General features: G+C 39.4%; 1 protein-coding gene. It reads left to right on the top strand.

The window, feature by feature from the left end; genetic code table 11:
- Nucleotides 1–316, top strand: a 316-nt coding sequence (locus KKR01S_RS10640) for a protein rep (RefSeq protein WP_165596174.1), incomplete at its 5' end; no start/stop codon positions are given.
- Between the last annotated feature and the right edge of the window lie 1,822 nt (nucleotides 317–2,138).

Here is a 2,138-nt window from a genome sequence, read left to right as displayed (position 1 = left end):
GAAAGCAGTCTTGGAAGTCGCAAAATATTCGGCCAAAGACTTTGAAATGACGGAAAACCAAGAAGTATTCGATACGTTTTATTTTGCAATGAAAGGGCGCCAGTTGATTACGTTCAACGGTGTGTTCAAAGACTACAAAAAGAAATTTGAGTCTGGTGCTTTAGACCGATACAAACAAAAAGACGAGAATGATTATTTTTGGTTTTTAACGGCTTCATGGATGAAAAATGAAGCGCAATATGCAATCGATTATCGCGCGTTGAACGAAGATGAAAAGCGATTTTTTACTGGTATGTACGACGAAGAGAAAAAATGAATGGGGTGGACGAATTTCGTCCACTTTTTTTATTTGTTCGAATGAAATGACAAAAAAGAAAGGTGTGCGCACACACCCGATGCTTGCCCCAAATTAATACAACAATTGTGAGAGGGAACTTTTTCTCATTTTTTCGAAAAAGTTTAGATTTTTTGTGTGTCTTTTATAGGCAAAGAATAGTTGTTTAGAACGAAGTTGATTGATGGTTTGCTTGTGAAATATATGCGATTAGCTTCAAAGTAATGAATCAAACGAACGTAATTGATGAGTAAAAACGCGTCTTGTTTTACATTGATTGTTGGCAAATGACGTCTCTTTTTGCGTTTAAACAGCATGTAACCAGCTTCAAAATAATCAATCGAATGCGTGTAAATGATGGGCATAAATCCGTGGTTATGCCGTGGTTTTAACGTGGTTACGCCGTGGCTATACTGTGGTTTTTGTCAACGAACCAATAACAGAACAATGCGCTAAATGACGAAAAGTGACCGCCCAAAAATTGGACTTGTGTCGGACTATTGCCGGACTTTCATCGGACTATTACGAAAAAACGAATAACGAATGACGCATCAAAATCGAGAGTAAGTATAGAGTATCTATAGAGTAACTGTAGAGTAAGCATAGAGTTTCAACTCCCAACAAGAGAACAATTCAATCGCCAAATTCGGCAGTACGTATACAGTAAATGTGCAGGAACCATGCAGGAAGTATGCAAAAGACAAATCGAAAAAAATATGCGGAAAAGCTGCGGTTTCCTTGCGGGTTTGTTGCGGAAACATTGCGGAACGATCAAAGTGAAAAACGCCCGGACAGCCGAATAAAATAACGTTTTCCGCCTACCAAAATTTCTGACCATTTTGTCGCAACGTGGGTTTTTACCCCTTATGAGACAAAATGGTCAGAAATTCTGGCAACTACACCGAATGTATTCGGCTGTCCGTGCGAACAAAAAAAGTTGAAAAAGAAAAAAAGAAAGTGGCGTATTTTTTTGTGAGGTGAAAAAAAAAAGAAAGAAAAAATAATAGTCACTCGCTGGAGCTCGTGAAGCCTTCCGTCAATCCCAACTATCAGTCGCAAGCTCCTTCGATAGTTGTGCCTGCCGTTCAGGAAAAGTAGATTTCCTGAACGGCAATAGAAACAAATATAAACAAGAGAAACGAAGATAAAGCGCAGTCCATGGTAAATCGAACTAGAAGGTCTTAGAACGCCTGTGAGGGCTTCTTAGAGCTTCTGAGAGGCTTTAAGGAATGGACGGCTGTAAACAAGTCTGTACGCTCTTGTCTGCCCCAACAATAAGTTGGGGACGCCCACGAGTGGCGAACGTGTAGAAGGTCCAGGAAATGATTTCCTGGTGGGTTTGGGCAACGCCCAAGGTTTTTTATTGGACATGACAGAAAAAGGCCTTAAAACGCTTCTGAGGACGTTTCAAGGCTTTTTCTGTGACTTGGATAGATTAATCTTTTGGAGAGAACGCTGGAAGACGTTCTCAAGATGATTATAGCAAGTTTCACCGTGTATAAAAATATTTTTAGCGAAATAGAAAAAAGAACAACGATAAATCAGCTCGAAAAACTTAACCGTATTTCTAACAGGCGGTTAAGTGTTGACGATAAGGTACACCCCCTAAAATTAAGTTGGTCAATCGATCGAATTACAATCGTCGGAAAACTGAAGGAGAAAAGGTTGAATACTCCTTTTTTTTTGTTATTTTATTTCGAGATTTTGAGCGGAGCGAAAAATCTCGTTTCTTATCTTGATAATATAGGTAACTATTTTCGGCGAAAAAATCGGGGTTTGACCTAGGTCAAACCCTTGTGGCTGT

The sequence above is a fragment of the Rothia kristinae NBRC 15354 genome, from assembly GCF_001570865.1.
Taxonomy (GTDB): Bacteria; Actinomycetota; Actinomycetes; order Actinomycetales; family Micrococcaceae; genus Rothia; species Rothia kristinae.
Note: the sequence above shows the minus strand (reverse complement) of the source record. Positions and strands in the feature narration are given on the sequence as shown.